We start from the raw sequence: 336 nt of genomic DNA, 5'->3' as shown, positions 1-336 counted from the left end.
CTGTAGACACGGCAACCCATCCCGCCCATCAGGGAAAGGGAATTTTTAAAAAACTTACCTTGCAGGCAGTAGATATTGCTAAGAATGAAGGAGTACATTTTATTTTTAATACGCCAAATGAAAAAAGTCGTCCCGGATACTTAAAGATGGGATGGGAACAAGTGGGAAAAATAGCTGTTGGTTTAAAACCATCTTTAAGTTTCCTGAATTCACACAGTAGACGGCCGATTATTTTAAAAGAAATGGGTGATGAAGAAATCCAGGATCTTTGTGTCACCTGGAATGAGAATCAAAAGGGAATATCTCATTTTTTTACTCCTAAGTCTGCTGCTTATC

General features: G+C 38.4%; 1 protein-coding gene. It reads left to right on the top strand.

From position 1 onward, the window contains the following. A partial coding sequence (locus HC176_RS18215; RefSeq protein ID WP_167920408.1) for a GNAT family N-acetyltransferase occupies window positions 1-336 on the top strand: 336 nt, incomplete at both ends.

It is taken from the genome of Tamlana crocina, assembly GCF_012037625.1.
This window is presented reverse-complemented; position numbering and strand designations above follow the sequence as displayed.